Below are 14,914 nucleotides of genomic sequence, written 5' to 3'. Positions count from 1 at the left end.
GGTTAGGTGTAGGGCTGAGTTTCAACTCACCTCAAGCCTTGATGTCCACGACGAACTGGCCACTTCGAGCAGCACAGTAGTTGTCTTTCACGATGAAGCACTCAATGGTGTGGGTGCCAATGTACAAGGCCGTTTCATCCTTCCAGAGACTGCCCAGCTCAGAGGTCGACATTTCGAATCCGCCTCGAAGGCCCTTGTTCTTGGCAGCCTCCTTTCCTGTGTTCACGATCTGCCAATAAACCTTGAAAGGTGGCGCTACGTCGGTGGTTGCCATGAAGTTGAGAGAGCAGCCTCTCCTTACAGGCACTCCGCTGCTGACATAACCAGTGCGGAATCCGTTCTGTGACGAGCGAGCTAAAAGGTGCACGTTCCCTCCGGGCACTTTAGGCCAGGTCATTGGTTTCCTGTGCGGTGCATCAGCTAGGCGCTGGTTCGGGCTCCTGCGCTTCTCCCTCGATCTTGCGAGGGCCTGGAAGCTAGTCGGCAGAACTGCGCTCTCGACAAGAGGACGGCCCATGCGTGGCGCTAGTATGTCTATGACCGACTCCATGTCGTCCTGCTGAGCGGCGAGGGCAAAGTCTGACCTAGCCACTTCTAACCACTCATAGAATCCCTCTTTCAGGACAGGCTCATGCTCCCATCCATCCGCGAAATTCTCACGGGGGTTAGAAGGGTTCTCAATCCATGTCACCCCGTTCCGCTCATGAATGAATCGATCCATGGAGGCAAGAATAGATAGGAGCGCACCCGTTACAGACCCCTCTTGGTTGTAAGCATGAGCAGCCAAGGTACTGATGATTATCGATGAGGGTCTTCCGTCTTCCACCTCAGAAAACCGCATGTCTCGATGGCGCTTCAGCAGTTGGATGGCCGCCTGCAGAGGTGTCTTCACCCGGAACGATGGGATGTCTTCAACATCTGCTTTCGCTTCAGCCAGCATCATCGCTCGACGCCTCTGATCGAACGCAGGCTTCATCCTGGCGTAGAACCAATCCGCATATCCCTTGGGATTGCTCGAAGGCCAGTCATCTGATCGAAGCCTGTAGTTTACGTGGGAGCGATCAGTTATGGAGATTGAGGTCTGGACGTGTGCCAAGCTCAACATTCGTTGTTCACGAAGAAGCCGCTGTCGCTGTCCATCAGGAACTGAAGGCAGCAAATCCATGTGAAACTGGGCAGAGTCCGAGTAATTCAGCGTCCAGCAGCGATCCCAACCCTGCGGCGGCTCCATACCGTAGCGTCTTGCATAGGCCATCAGCTCGGCCCCCAGAGCCTCGTACACGTCTTCCTGGGTATTGCGCCCCTTACTCAGGTCAAACTCGAACACGACATCTAGGTCGTAGTCCTCCTCCCCGCTTAACGGACGGATGACAGTGCCCAGTCGAAATGAGCCTTGGGCATAAGCCTGGATATCAACACCGTTGAACTGCGAATCGGGTCTCTCCAGCCAGGTGCACACCGACCGGTAGCTCCGATCCGCAGCTTCGTATCGTTCAGGCGGAATATCCAATGCAGTCGCGAGATCGCCAATGAAGTGTTCGCCAGCTGTTGCACGATTCATCGCTGGCCCTCCTTTCGGAATGCCTCAGGAAGGAAGCAGTCAACTTCATCGTTCGAGAGGGTGTATTCCTCGTTGAGCTTCAGGGCATCCTGAGCCTTTTTGTAGGCTTTCCCATTGGTCTGTGGGGCGCTCTTGTAGACCGCAGCCAGCTGGGCCTGCAGAGCTTCGCGACGTATCGCAGCCTGGTCGTAGGTAATCTGGCCGGCGTTGATATCCGTGAGCAGCGATAGGTAGGACTCACGGATAGTCCAAATACTCGCAGCAGCATCGCGGTGCTTTTGAGCAACCCCTCCTGGATCAAAACCCTTCATGTAGCTGGTGATAAGCAGGGTTATGACGGAACATACCCCGGTAGCAATTTTGATCCACTCCGGGTCACAGAAGCCTGCTGCAACGGCGACCGTAGCCGTCGCAGCCGAGGCAATGAGCTGGGCCATTTTCCACCCATTGAGCCTTGCTGAGCAGGCATCCGCCATTTTTTCATGGGTCTTGTGGGTGTAGACGACACGGCCAAAGCAATCCCTTACTTGGGCCTCAAGGCGACTCAGATCATTCATGAACAACCGGCTCCAGCCAGATTTGGGGAAGACGGTTACTAGCACGGTGCCACCTATCAATCAAGCCTCGGTGGCATGAGGTAAATGCAGACAGTATTCAGACTGGATTAGGATTGGAATGGGCGAGACGTGGTTTGTTCCTAATCTCTAATTTCTTTTCAAGCCTACTGATGTAGTCGATGAGCAAAACCTCTCTTGCGAGTACCAGTTCGTATTTTGCTTTCCAAGCCTTAATCTCCTCGATTTTCTTCTGGTTCGACTCCCTAGCTGCAGTCTTCGTGAACTTTTTTGGTTTAGCATTTTGCTTCGCCATTTCTTCAGCTATACGGGCGCGAATTTCATCGTGCTGCTTTCTATTGGCTTTGAGATAGCCACGCTTGAACCCTGCCTCCAAACACACAAGATCATAGGATAAAGGATCGTTAACGCTAACAATTAAAGGTTTGCCATCCAATATTCGTCTTAATGCCGCCCAAAGCAACACCAACCCTTTTACACCCATTACGCGACTCCAAGTTTATGAGCCAAATCATTTAGCTCTAACAAAGTATTGTTTTCAAATTGAAATTCCGGCGCCCCTTCCAGCCTGTGTACTGACTTCTCTTGAATTGAGATGAGCTTTATCAGTTTAGACTGGACAATCGCTGCATTCGAGCATCCGTCACAACCTACAAAGCTGACCGTAATACGCTTTTCACACGGCCCATTCAATGTGCATCCGCCGACAGGCGTTGGGCGGTAGAAAATTTGTCCCTTTTTCATTTTTCCAAGAGTTTTTTCCAAGCTATCCGCATAAGCAAGAGATTTAAGTACCGGCTTTGAATTACGTTCAATCCAAGTACCCGCCGGCCCTTTTAAAACCTCATCAGGAATTATCAACTCCTTTACATACTGGAAAGAACGGACAAATAGCTCAGATTCTTGATATCTTACAACCCATGCGTCCTTGTCGCCCTCACTTCTCTTAAGAATATTATGGGCATACACTGAGCCTTTAGCATAATAACGAGACATGGCTACCGTCAGGTGCTTTAACATATTTTTAAGAGCAGCCAGACTTACAAGCCCACTTGCCATAGCATAGACAGCCGTAGACCGTCGCAACTGATGAATCTTGAGTGGCCATTGACTTCCAACTTCAAATTTTTCCTCTGCCTCCCATACGCGAAAAGGATTAAGGTTTTTTAGCTCCGCGACATGGTGCGCCCTGATAGTAATTGCAGAAAAATGCATTTGATACCTGGAAGGCTCATAATTTCCGCAAGTAGGCGCCTCAGAGTCAAGCGGCGATAGCTTTCCGCCAGAACTAGAAAATGGAAAATAGCTTGCAGAGATAAATAAATACTGGTCACTCAATTGAACATCATTACACTCCATGATGAGATTACAAATATACGATGCAGCCTCAAATGGCGCTTCCACATCAACAGATGTGTACCAGGCAACGCGCTTCCTGACTCCTCGAAATTTGGTCGTGAACCCATTAAGCTTGCGAGCTTGAACTACGCCTTTTTTTGAAAGCACTTGAAGCGAACTGAGCTTAAGGCTATATGCCTCAGACTTACGCATACCAGTGAAGGCATAAATAAGCATAATACAAGCGTAATAAATCGCGCCAAATTGACGAAGCAGTTCTAGCACAGAAGTGACATTGTATTTTTTTGCGTACTCAACAAGCCCCGCTTCTTCAAGTGCGTCCTCGTAGCTAGTAGACTTGCCGCGATGAGAATTTCCATTGCGGGCATAGTGTTCATCAGCTGAGATACGCAACGCAAAATCGCGAAGACTATCCTTGACAGCCAAAAAGTCCGCAACAACAGCCTTATAGTCCACCAGCATATTGAGATAAATCTCAGTAGGGATAATTTCTGTCTGGTGGTATTCACGAAGGGCATCACGCTCTGGAGATGGCCGCATTGCAAAGGGAATTGAGGCGGGTTTAAAGCCTACATACCGGAGTGGCAGAAAACTAAGCTTAACTACCAAGTCATGCAAAGCATCACAGCTGCTCGATGCATTTTTCTTATACAGCTCATATGCTTCACCGAGGTGCCTAGCGCTCGACAGAACTTCAAACACATTCAGGCCGGACTTTAGAGAGTATCGCCTTACGTGCTGAAGCGCTAAGTTGTAACGGTTCATTGAAGCGACGCCGAGAGGCTTCCCAGGAGACTGATAGGCATGCCGATCTAAAACCATCAATATACTTTTAGATTGCTTTAAGTTAATCGATGCTTGCGCCGACAGGCGCTCTCCTTTGTACACAACGGAAATCTGGTTCTTCTTGTTTACAGCTATCCCTCGGTTATAAAGAAACCATGTATTGTCTTTGAAGCGCACTACAGCACCATCTGGCCCAATGCCGATGACATAGTCATCATGAGGCATGAACCAACCGTCATCATCTGCTAACCAGGGTGACGAAGACTCATCGAAATACTCGACCAAGCTCACCTTTGCCAATTAGATAACTCCAAGCTCGTCCAATATATTTAGCTTTGCTTGCCAATAAGCCGTCAAGGATTCATTCTGAAATATTTTCTGACGCATAAGCGGAACCTGCACTCGCAAAACCTCACTAAACGAACCAATAGTTTTTAGCAGCCAACTTATCCTGGCTAGCGTCGGGCCATAAACCAAATGAAATTCAGAAGGATCACTTTGGATAGATTCCAGCTGAGCAATCAAATACTCCATGCTGATCAGTTTTTCAGCATCGCCCAGATCCATGTGTAGTATGTAGTGCTTACAGAACAAGCACCCGATCAAGTTTTTGCAATCTGGAGTAAAACCTTCATCCACATCTATTTGAACAGCCTCGATCAAATTACCGACGCAACCACCGGCCTGTGTAGAATGATGTTCACTGACCGCATGACCAAGCCCCGAAAAATACATAACCCCTTCGGATATGACCACATCTTCATTACCAGAGGTATAACTATTTATAGCCGTGATTTCAGTATGCTGTGCTGAATGAGCGGCAACAGCCAATCCATCATGATTAGTTTTCGAATTATGGTGATAAACCCGAAGCTCCTTGTAACCGATGGCATCTAAGCGAGGATTGACTACCCTTCTTAATTTTTGAACCAAAGCTGCTGACGGGTTATCACTGACCTGAAGCGGCTCTTTCTTAAAATCGAAAGTACCGAAAAGATATTTAAAACCATTCACGCCTGGAAGATAGGCTCTTAATTTAAAATAATCCCGAAGCCGGTTGAGAAAACGGACACCGAAAATCACATCTACTGACTTGTTTTGCGCCCGCCGCTTGATAGAGCGTAGTCGCTGAACCTCGGCCTCGATCTCCAGCGCCTCGCTCCATCGAATATTTGCAGCTACAGAAACGTTAGCGCTAGTATTCAATATAAATATAAATAAAAAGCAATCATGCGCTAACATAGCCAAACGATGAATGTGCTCCTGCCTAAACCTCACAGGAAGTCTCTCAAACCTTGTTCGACTGGAAACCCCTTCATTGATCAACGCCCCACCACTCAGCAGGCGCTGCATAACCATCTTGATAGCTTCAGATGGAGAGATAGTTCCTGCAGATTCTTGACTCAGTTTCAAAGCATGAGCCCTGATGACTGTAAGAATCACTCCACGCGATTTCTTTCTCTGGTTTTCAAAAATAGCTGTTTCAGTTATCAAAGGGTAGTATGTTGGTAAAAACCAGTAACTCTCACCGTACCTCTCAACAACCTTTGGCTGTTTATCATTACTACACAAGAAGCCCAAAACCTCTTTGAATACTGCATCCGCCACCCTATAGATGGGGAATAGCTTTTCTTCATCAGGCACACGGGTATGATTCTGTTCATCTTTGCTGTAGCCAGGAAACTTTACTCCTACAGCAAAATTATAATCAGCGCCGGGGAAAATATCACTTGCGATTGACCCGACAACAGTCAAGATTCGATTAGCACCATTCCCTTTTCCAGTTTCGGACACGCCCTTGTCAAGCTTGAAAGAATATTTAATTAGCGCTGAGTGGTAGTTGCTAGGCCCATCAAGCACATCTTGAAGATCATTTGAGTCGCAAAACTCTAAAAACCCAGAAAACCTCGAGAATCTTTCATATACTGCAGATGGTGACAGTTTCATCTTCTTATCTATGAGCGAAGATGCAAAGCGACTCAACGGCTTGATTCGAGATGTACGGATTGAATTGGGATCTACCCAGCGCTTCCTAAAAGGCCGTGTGGCATATCTGCGGGTATATGCCAAGTATCCCACAGGCATTCTTCTGACCCTTGTATAGTCACGCACCCTCAGCTCTAGCTCGAGCAAGCATGATGAATCTTGATCAAGATCTACGTCAGCGCTTTCAGGCACATCAAGATCAATGATTGCTGGTTCAAACAACACCATATTATTCATCATGGATGATCAACCTCTAACTTTCCATCCGCAAGCATCGACTGGAGTTTCAACTCCATAAAATCTTGAGCAATGTATGAAAGCTGTTGGGCCTGGATTTCACCGATATATCGCTCGGCTACCTCACGCGATGACTGCCCCAGCTTATCCATGACTAAATCGATCAACTTAGTCATTTTCATTTTCCCTTTATCGACAAGCTCGAGATTACCCATGACAAAATTTGTTGCATATGTCGCGCGCAAGTTATGGAAGCGGACATAAGTGCTATATCCCATGTCACGGAGACGGGGAGTAAGTTGCTGCCGAATGAAAGCATCAAGCGCTTTCCCAACTGGTATCGCTTGAAAGACGCGATTTCCGGGGTCATCTCTTCGAGCGTAGTATGGCAAGCCTTTTTTCGTGATAAATAGGTAATCATTATCACAACCTGCCGGCACTAGCTGTAGACGCTTGAGATAACGCTCCGACTTCAGATATGTGACAATTTGATTAGCGAGCCAACCAGGAATGTAAATTTTAAAATGCTTTTGCTTTTTTGTATCAGCGCTATGCCCCTTGCCCACCTTGACCATAAATACTTCTTGCCCGTCATATGCATCAAAAGCCGAACGTTTTAAAGTAAGTGCGGTTTGCTTTCGGGCAGACGTTGTCAAAGAAAGTGCGAACGCAATACTCATTTCTGTATTATCAATGGCTCGAAGCGCCTGCTCAATGGCAATTTGGTCGCTGTCACCATAGGGTTTTAGCTTTTTCTCCGGCGCAGGAGCGATGCTTTTCACCGTCAGATCTGTTACACGAATTACCTTGGTGTACGATTTACCATATTCATTCTTTAATACGATATGCCGCTCAGACTCCTTCCACATATCATGAGCTGGTGAGAAATAATTTTCTGACTTCGCCCACCTATAGAATTCGGTCACCTTATAAATCTTTTCGTTAGCTCCGCCTTCTGCTTCTGGACGTTCATCTACAATTCGTTTCCAATGATAGCTATAACAGTAGGTAGATCGTCTCCTTAGCCTTAGGGGGAATTCAAACATCCCAACCCTCTCATCACGCAGAACCTTCCAGTGATCCTGTAGCGCCAAAGCTGTTTTATAGAGGGTGTTATGATGTGGCTGAGGGTAGTCCGTTGCCAATTTCACAAGGTAAAGGTTGCCCAACACCCAAGGTGAGCCATCCTCATTCAATAAGATCGGGAACTGATCACAATGATCATTGTGAGTCTCATCCATAGGCACGAATTTTTGAGTCTCTTGAAAATCCTCAAACGAATGGCGACCTGTAAAATAAGATTCAACAACATGGTCGTCGTACTCAAGCTTATTAAGCTTTGAGAATGGCTGCAGCAGTGGGAGAAAAGGAATTTTCTTGATCGACAGTTCGCCGACTGGACTTCCGTAGTTAATCACGACAATCTCCCACCTTCTGAATTTGCCCGACGAGAGCCGGCACCATGGTTCAACTGGAGGAAGAGCCTAGCCACAAAAAACAGCCTGCACAAGAACTTTTTCAACAACTTTAGGGTATGCGGAAAACATACCAAAAGCCACCTTCAAAATAATTACCTATAAATTGACATATTGCTTTATCGCTTGCAGATTAATATATCTAGCTTATTCTGCACCGCACTTGCAACAGCATAAAAATACTGTCACCGTTGCGATGTACGCCCACCAGCCTCTCTATTCCGTGGCTTCTAGCATCCAGCTCATGCATACCCCTTGGAATCTTATGCGCAGTTCGAACCCTAGCCGATTAAGAAAACTCATATCTTGGTTCGCAAAATCACAAAATAATTGGGAGGCCAAACAAGAACGAGAGTTTATAGAGGCAGTTAATAAACTCCGAAATTTCTCCGTATCACCTAGCGGCAGATTATCAATCGATCCCGATGAGATCAGGGATTACGTCATAGCTCGACGTCAGGAGCTCAGCCACCTGGTTGATCCTAGGTACAGGAAGAAACGCGGCATCGACACTGATAGCTACGTAGTCGACGCGTGTGTTGAAGTGATCTCTTGGCGACGCTTGAGTGACAAGGCCGCTATCAGATACGTATGTCTGCAGGCGCTTGATGGCAGAGGGTTCAGCGTAGCGTCTGCCCGCTACATCTCGGCTGAAGATCCGGTTTCGCCATATCAGGACGAAGAGCGCCGGGTTTCTCGCAGGTTGATGGGAGTGGCCAGCGAACTGGTACTGGAATGGCACCCTACGCTTGGGGCTGCGCTAGATGCTCATGACAGGGCCATTTGAGCCTAGAGTTGGGCGCATCCGCTGGGCCGGCTGGCGTAAACCGAGCCCAGGTGGAGCCCGGTCTCGTCCCTTCGGGCTGCCATCCTCGCGCCACCGGCCTTAGGCCTTAAGCCCTCGCGCTCCGCTTGGCTTGGCACACACCTAGAAGTTTTCAATCAAGATTCAGATCTTTACTGGGCTTGATTGTTACTCAGGCTACTTTGGCCGGGCACATCTATGCTGCTCAAGATGAGCCATTTCCTTTTGCCACTCTGAAAGGAATTTCTCCCAGTCGTACCAATAGGCCCCCTCAAGCAGACGGGTCGAACCTCGGCTCGCGCAGTAAAAGCGCTGCTTCCAAGGCTCGGGGATGTCCCCATCACGCACAATCACGATACCGCCCGGTATCTCAGTGGCCGTTACCGATGGGAATGGGCTGCGTTGTTCTTGTCGTTCGATGCCGTCAAGAATGACCAAAGCGTCAGCGGCTCGAGGATCACCAGGTGTGAGACCTGCGAGCGCCCAAAGCGCTTGCCGCCGTGCAGTCTCGCGTAAGCGCAAATCGTCATCACTGGCCATGACGGTGTCTCCTAGTGAAATCTGTGTGGGCCAACATCCTCCAGGGAGGCTATTCCCGAGTTTCAAACGGGGCGCTCCCCCTTCTTGATATCTCGTGACGCTTAGCCTCCAGAAACTCCTGTTCCTTCTGGCTTCGTGCCTTCCGCCCGCGCTTCTTTATCGGATTGATAATGTTGCTTCGGATCTTGTTAAACCTCATCCGCGCTCGCAGCTCGTCCGTAATGCGTGACGATGGCCAGCTTTCGGGGCGCTCAGAAGCAAGTAAGCCATCTCGAAGAAGCATATCCGTCAACCAGAGATTATCTACATAGTGATCAACGGAACGGCATTTGAAAGAGGTTTTAAAATCTCGATAACCCAGGCAGTTAGCCACCATGCTGTACGCATGATTCAACTTCATGATAGCTCCGCCCGCTTTCGCCAATTTCCGCACCCTCCTAGCCTGATATTTAATCTGGGCGATGGTCATTCCTTTTGCGGTGCCGAGGGTGACCAACACGTCGGCTAACTTGTCATCCTTCAAGACATAGTCTTCATCCGTAGTCCATTTCGAAATATTATTGGCGTTAAGGAACGCTTGCAGGTGCTCCCCCAAGCGCGAGATCGCAACTCGAGCAGTAATAGTCTTTGGAATTTCTTGCGGTGCATACAGGACGATGTTCATTCCAACCAACCATCTTCGAAAAACTGTTTGCCCCTCATGATTAGCCAACACGGGCAAACCTTCAAGCACTTTTTTTGCAGACTCGTCAATATATGCTTTAATAGTTTATTATATATTGACACACCAACCTCTAATTTGGCCGGCTCCAGCCCTGATTAGAGCTTTCGAGCTGAGGGAAAGATTGACTCATCGGACTAAGGGTATGCCAAGTGCATACCCTTTAGTTGCCTCGACAGTTTCACCACAGCTTGATAACCTCAAACCACACCTGCCCACCGCTTAAATCATTCGCTTTCCTCCAAGTGCCAGCACCCTATGAATACGGAAACACCCGAGATCAGCATCGCAGAGTTCAGAGAACGCTATCCCCTGCTGTTCGCTGATCCATCTGTGGATGACATCTACTGCAGCCGAGGTTGGCGTGGGCTCCTATTTTCCCTATGCGACGTGCTTCAGGCCCACCTGGATCGACACGCCGACGTTTCGCAGGTCGTGGTGGCACAGGTGAAGTCGAAGTTTGGCGAGCTCCACTTCTTCTATGACGGTGGCGATAGCTACTGCACGGGTGCTGTTGCTCTTGCCGAACAGATATCGCTGAAGACCTGCGAGCAGTGTGGCGCGCCTGGCAAACAAATCGACGGCGGGTGGGTGAGTACGCTCTGCCCTGCGCACGATGGCAGCATCCACGCAGGAGAAAGCTAAGTGCCCACGATCATCAGTCTCAGCCAAGCTCGGAGACGCTTTCGACGGCTCGCCGCGCTCGTGGTTAAAGGGCACTCATTCATCATCACTAGGCATGGAAAACCCTACCTGCTGATGGACGCACCTGAGCAATGGAACAACCCTAACCCTGGAAATTCCAGGGAAGGAGAACATTTGTACTCCACTATAAAACAACCTTACCAGGCGCACCACAGCCCAGAGCTCTGATCGAGGACGAGAGACATGAACGAGGACGGTGTGAACTCACTCACGGCACGTGAGGTTTCTCAAGTTCTGCGAGAGGCGGTGTTCGGTCGAAGCCACATGCGAAAGACCGGCCCCCAGAGATGGGACGAGATGTTCGTCGGCCTTTTCATGATCGACATCGAAGGTTGGCGCATCACCGTTTTCAATGACTGTGATGAGCTGGACTACTGCGAGCGCTGCGAAAGCCCGGATGGGCGGGTTTGGTGTTTCGACCCTGGTGATCGATACGGGACGGATCCGATTGCCCTACTCAGCACTTGGGAGCACGGAACGCTTCAGAGCCTGCTGAGATCGCTTTGAGAGTAGCCACACCGTGCTCGGGCAATAGGTGATAGCCGCACCTACGGCCTTCCTGACAGATCTATATCCAATCTTCTTCGCGGTGACCAATGAGCTCTCTTCGTGGGAAAGGCAAATCAGCATCTCATACCCTTATCAGGAGCACTCCCAAGATGGAAATCTTCGACGACCCATCGGAAAAAGCGACGGCGTTGCTACACCGACTGGGTGTCCATGAAGTGTCTTCGGGGATCTGGGCGTTCACAGGCATGGACGTCGCGAGCCACGGCCATGTGCACCACTCTCAGCAGCCGGTTGCTCTTGCTGCATACGCCCCATCAACCCAACGTTTGCAGCCGGTCGCTTTCCCGGATACACGCTAATTGACCTGGTTGAAAAATTGCGCTGCATGGACGGCACTGAAAATTCCGCCTTAGCGAAGGTTTGCCAGATACCTCCACCGATAGACTGGTCACCCGAGGAACGAGGGAAAAAGTTCGGAGAGGTCGCTTGGCACATCGTTAGGAAATACGAGTTGAATGCCTGCTTCACTCAAAGTAAGCCTTGGGGGATCCAAGAAGGTAGTCATTACAGCATGCGTCCTTGCGGCTTCGATCATGATCGGTCAGAGCCTGATCCTGAGGGGTTAAAGGCGATGCGCCAAGCGTACAGAAAAATGACCGTTTTACAGCGAGTGATGGTACTTACGCTGCTTCACCTATATTCTCCAGGAAAGGATGACTTCTACCTGATAGGTGGCTGCCCGACCAAGATTTCTGCAGCTGAAGCACTTGGAGTTTTGCGAGCTGATGGAAATGCGATAAAGGAGTGGGGACTGCTCGTAACTCATTACGCAGGCTGGTGATGCTGAGTGAGGATACCGGACAGACCGCAAAGACTTGATCTCGAAGCTGAGCGCAGAGCTTGCAGACCTGCAGCGGGATGGAGGTCTAACAGGCCTGAAAATTTCGGTGAGCGTCGCAGAGCACACCCGTGCTCCAGCGGCTCAACGAAGATCCCGAGCCGCCAGGAGAGCTGTAATGCCAACCTCGTTGCAAACCGAGTTGGCATTCGTAGACTGACCAGCGGCTTCGTCAGCTTCTATAGGATACTGCTCAGAACCTTCTCCAGGCTCTCGCCCTTGCTGTTCTCAAAAACACCGGCTTCACCGAATAGTACCTGGATGTTGGCGTCGTCGAAGAACTCGGCTGCCGCGAAGTCGGATGCAGTGCTCGCAGGGAGCACCAGGATGAGCTTGGTATCAGCATTCCCGAAGCAATGCCGGTAATACGCAAGCTGGCCAACAGCGGTGTAAAGCTGTGTCGACATTGAGGCGCTGGTTTTGACCTCAAAGATCACCCTGGCCTTGTCTGTAGCCCTATCTACTAGCGCCAAGTCGACACGATGCTTACCGACCCGTAGCTCAGGATGTCCATCAATAAGCTCATCCAGCTTGCGATGGAGGGCATTGCAGAGTGGGCCATGGAGATACTGGTACTCGCAGGGGGCGCCGCTTGGGGTATAGGACTTGCTGCCCTCAAACTCTTCCTGCCCCCGCCAATTGGCACCCGACTCATCATCGCCATCGAGAGCTACATCTGAGTCTTCGGCCTCATCCTCCAGTTCCGCCTTTCTCTGATCCTTGAGTTCTTTCACCTTGAAAAGGAACTCTGCGATGTCATTCGCAATGCTGGGGGAGTTTGTTGAAGATACAGCAATCACATCTGCTGATCGCCCATCGTCGTCAACCTCCATCAGCCAATCCTGAAAGTGCTCAAACGCGTCTGCACGGGGCACCCGGCCACGGAATGCAGTGAAGGTGCCGCGATGGCAGATTAAGGTTTCGCCTTCAGAGGCAGAAACCAATGCTCCTGAGACCTTGCGGTTTAGTCCGTCCGGAATGTTGATCTCAGCATCCGGAGAGAGGGTTCCCCCCTCGTAGCGCAGCTTGAACAGGTGCGCTTGCCGTCCATCCCAAGGCGGTGGAACAGCAAATAGCATCTCACCCAGGTTGGTCTCCAAAGCATAGGTGCGGCAAGGTGCTCGATCTCCGCTCGGAAATGCCCACTCTCTTTTCCCAAGTAATTCTGCTTGGTCGATGAGGGCCTGTTGGAATGAGCGAATGCCTCTGCGCAGTCGGGCATTCGCAGTGATTACCTGCACCACCTTGTACCTCCATATTTCCCTAATAGGCCATCAAGATATTTGCAAAATTCAGTGACGGCAAAGCTCGCAATGATAGCACTTCGACATATGCCGATCTTATGGACAGGCGTGTAGGACACTCTTTCCTTGGGAAACATCTTGAAGCACGCTGACACCTGCATCGTGCGGTCAGCTCTGCCCTCTGGCTAGGCAGAAACTCACCATCTTCAAATAGGAAATAAAATCCGAAATATTTCGGCATGTACCGGCCCGCAGGCCAGGTACAACAAGGTATCTAGGGATTCGACAAATCCGCGAAACTGGAGATTGCGGCGCGAGTCGCCGATGGATAACAATGCGCGGTATTGCCCTGTCACAAAGCCCTGCTTTCGAGACCGCGAGATAGGCACAAAAAGGTAAAATATCCGAGTCTTTCAGCCCGGCTCAGGAGCGTCTGTAGCGTATGCCTCATCTGCTAAAACCCCCTCAAAATCGGGCTGGCCGCGACTTCATTGTCGGTGACATTCACTTCAAAACACGAGAGCTCCATAGAGGCCTCAAGGCGCTCAGCTTCGACCAATCCGTCGACCGGCTGATAGCAGTTGGAGATCTCATCGACCGTGGGCCAGGCATGCTCGACGGACTGAAGCTATTAGGCGAACCGTGGTTCTTCACAGTGAAGGGCAATCACGAGCAGATGCTCATCGACGCCTATCGAGCTAGCCCTCACCTCCCCTACTCCGCTCATGGAGCGAGGTGGTGGCTCACGATTGATGACGAGTCCAAGCCCATGGTTATCGACAAACTGGATAGCTTGCCCATGGCTATCGAGGTGGAGACAGTTCGGGGCGTGGTCGGAGTGGTTCACGCTGATGTGCCTGTGGGATTGGCCTGGAATGATTTCACCCAGAGTCTCGAAAACCCTCAGATCCAGGATGTTGCTTTGTGGGGTCGCGAGCGGATCAAGAAGCATCATCGAGGTGGTGTGCCTGGCGCATGGCGTGTCTGTGTCGGCCACACTTGGATTCCGCATGCTCTACGTCTCGGCAATGTCCTTGCTCTAGATGTCACAGGCGGCGGAGATGGGCCTCTGGCGATCTACTCACTACAGGACGACGTCGTTTACGTGAATGGCGAGGCTTCGGGGATCGATCAGGTAGAGCGCCTTGGTGAGCAGCTGACTGAGCTTGAGCAGTCGCTCATCTCACTGAAGACCCTAGCACACGCAAACAAGCTCATTGAAACTCAGATCGCGAGCCGGGAGGCTGAGGCCCGTGCTCAGCAAATCACATCTACCTGGCTCAATCTGGCTGACGATATCGCTGGTATGCAACAGCTGTTCAACGGCCTACACGGGCTGAGTCTGCTGCCTGAAGTGCGTCGGTCTGCCAAGCTAGAAGAGCTGCAGGCGCGGTACGTTGGCACACCCACAGGCGAACTGCTCCGTCGGCTATTTGGCACCGAGAACTAACTGATTTCTTTGCGGGGTTAAACCCGCAAAGAAATCCGAAAAAAATCGGACGTGTTTCATTC

Annotated in this window: 14 protein-coding genes; 5 read left to right on the top strand and 9 right to left on the bottom strand. The window is 50.2% G+C overall.

The window, feature by feature from the left end; genetic code table 11:
- Positions 1–31: 31 nt before the first annotated feature.
- The 8 genes from B2Y33_RS13005 to B2Y33_RS12970 form a co-directional block, all read right to left on the bottom strand.
- Positions 32–1,561: a nucleotidyltransferase gene (locus B2Y33_RS13005; protein WP_206405783.1), complete on the bottom strand. Its 1,530-nt coding sequence runs from the start codon at positions 1,559–1,561 to the stop codon at positions 32–34.
- Positions 1,558–2,118, bottom strand: a complete 561-nt coding sequence (locus tag B2Y33_RS13000) for an SLATT domain-containing protein (protein ID WP_046784291.1) — start codon at positions 2,116–2,118, stop codon at positions 1,558–1,560. The genes B2Y33_RS13005 and B2Y33_RS13000 overlap by 4 nt, the downstream gene beginning before the upstream one ends.
- A gap of 97 nt (positions 2,119–2,215) precedes the next feature.
- Entirely contained in the window at positions 2,216–2,620 is a 405-nt protein-coding gene (locus B2Y33_RS12995) for a hypothetical protein (protein WP_206405782.1), read from the bottom strand.
- Positions 2,620–4,581 (bottom strand): tyrosine-type recombinase/integrase, encoded by a 1,962-nt coding sequence (locus B2Y33_RS12990; protein ID WP_206405781.1) that lies wholly within the window; start codon positions 4,579–4,581, stop codon positions 2,620–2,622. Before B2Y33_RS12990 ends, B2Y33_RS12995 begins: the two co-directional genes overlap by 1 nt.
- Positions 4,582–6,507 (bottom strand): hypothetical protein, encoded by a 1,926-nt coding sequence (locus tag B2Y33_RS12985; RefSeq protein ID WP_206405780.1) that lies wholly within the window; start codon positions 6,505–6,507, stop codon positions 4,582–4,584.
- Entirely contained in the window at positions 6,504–7,922 is a 1,419-nt protein-coding gene (locus B2Y33_RS12980; RefSeq protein WP_206405779.1) for a site-specific integrase, read from the bottom strand. The genes B2Y33_RS12985 and B2Y33_RS12980 overlap by 4 nt, the downstream gene beginning before the upstream one ends.
- A gap of 1,039 nt (positions 7,923–8,961) precedes the next feature.
- Positions 8,962–9,324 carry a hypothetical protein gene (locus B2Y33_RS12975; RefSeq protein ID WP_206405778.1) on the bottom strand — a complete coding sequence of 121 codons (363 nt, stop codon included), beginning with the start codon at positions 9,322–9,324 and terminating at the stop codon, positions 8,962–8,964.
- Positions 9,325–9,373: 49 nt separating this feature from the next.
- A complete protein-coding gene (locus tag B2Y33_RS12970) occupies positions 9,374–9,988 on the bottom strand; it encodes a hypothetical protein (protein WP_206405777.1) in 615 nt (204 codons plus the stop codon).
- A 315-nt stretch (positions 9,989–10,303) separates the two neighbouring features.
- On the opposite strand from B2Y33_RS12970, the gene B2Y33_RS12965 reads away from it, so the two are divergent.
- From B2Y33_RS12965 to B2Y33_RS12950, 4 genes are all read left to right on the top strand, one after another.
- A complete protein-coding gene (locus tag B2Y33_RS12965; RefSeq protein WP_206405776.1) occupies positions 10,304–10,690 on the top strand; it encodes a hypothetical protein in 387 nt (128 codons plus the stop codon).
- Positions 10,691–10,918 (top strand): type II toxin-antitoxin system Phd/YefM family antitoxin, encoded by a 228-nt coding sequence (locus B2Y33_RS12960; protein WP_206405775.1) that lies wholly within the window; start codon positions 10,691–10,693, stop codon positions 10,916–10,918. It begins immediately after the preceding gene.
- A gap of 15 nt (positions 10,919–10,933) precedes the next feature.
- Complete coding sequence (locus tag B2Y33_RS12955; protein WP_206405774.1) at positions 10,934–11,257, top strand: DUF7693 family protein; 324 nt, start codon at positions 10,934–10,936, stop codon at positions 11,255–11,257.
- 152 nt (positions 11,258–11,409) lie between these two features.
- On the top strand, positions 11,410–11,619 hold the full coding sequence (locus B2Y33_RS12950) for a hypothetical protein (RefSeq protein ID WP_236166220.1): 210 nt from the start codon (positions 11,410–11,412) through the stop codon (positions 11,617–11,619).
- Positions 11,620–12,337: 718 nt separating this feature from the next.
- On the opposite strand, the gene B2Y33_RS12945 is transcribed toward B2Y33_RS12950, so the two are convergent.
- The gene (locus B2Y33_RS12945) at positions 12,338–13,402 is read right to left on the bottom strand and encodes a hypothetical protein (RefSeq protein WP_236166222.1); all 1,065 of its coding nucleotides are present in this window, start codon (positions 13,400–13,402) and stop codon (positions 12,338–12,340) included.
- Between the two features lie 442 nt (positions 13,403–13,844).
- Between B2Y33_RS12945 and B2Y33_RS12940 the strand changes: the two genes are divergently transcribed.
- The gene (locus B2Y33_RS12940) at positions 13,845–14,852 is read left to right on the top strand and encodes a metallophosphoesterase (RefSeq protein ID WP_206405773.1); all 1,008 of its coding nucleotides are present in this window, start codon (positions 13,845–13,847) and stop codon (positions 14,850–14,852) included.
- The last annotated feature ends 62 nt before the right edge of the window (positions 14,853–14,914 follow it).

Origin of the sequence: Pseudomonas sp. UBA5666, from assembly GCF_002420785.1 — a bacterium.
Taxonomy (GTDB): Bacteria; Pseudomonadota; Gammaproteobacteria; order Pseudomonadales; family Pseudomonadaceae; genus Aquipseudomonas; species Aquipseudomonas fulva.
The sequence above is the reverse complement of the archived record's forward strand: the minus strand, read 5'-3'. Positions and strand labels throughout refer to the sequence as shown.